The 370-nt window shown below is 62.4% G+C and carries 2 protein-coding genes; both read right to left on the reverse strand.

The window, feature by feature from the left end:
- Positions 1-231 (reverse strand): molybdenum cofactor biosynthesis protein MoaE (locus tag QWI17_RS00520; RefSeq protein ID WP_368045315.1); only part of this gene is annotated, 231 nt, incomplete at its 3' end.
- A gap of 2 nt (positions 232-233) precedes the next feature.
- Positions 234-347 (reverse strand): MoaD/ThiS family protein, encoded by a 114-nt coding sequence (locus tag QWI17_RS00525; RefSeq protein ID WP_368045316.1) that lies wholly within the window; start codon positions 345-347, stop codon positions 234-236.
- Positions 348-370: the final 23 nt, after the last annotated feature.

Genomic DNA, 370 nt, shown 5'->3' on the forward strand with positions numbered 1-370 from the left:
CACTTTCAACAACGGCCAGCGCTGCTCGGCCTCGGCCACGATCTTGGCCAGGGCCTTTTCGGTCATGCCCGGATAGTGTTCAAGGAACATGCCTGCCACTTCGCGGCCATCATTGAAGTCCCGCACATAGCCGACAAAGCCGACCACAGCGCCTACCCCCACGTTGGCCGCATGCATGGCATTGGTCTCGACGCCCGGGTCGAACGCGTGTTCCTGCACTCGCACTGCCATGCTCAGCCCCCCGTCACCGGCGGGAAGAACGCCACTTCATCGCCCTCTTCCAACGGCTCATCCAGCTTGCACAGTTCTTCGTTGCGGGCGCACATCAGGTTCTGCTCGCCCAGCAGTTCATAGGCCCCACCCTTGCCCA

It is taken from the genome of Gilvimarinus gilvus (assembly GCF_030518155.1).
GTDB classification, from domain to species: domain Bacteria; phylum Pseudomonadota; class Gammaproteobacteria; order Pseudomonadales; family Cellvibrionaceae; genus Gilvimarinus; species Gilvimarinus gilvus.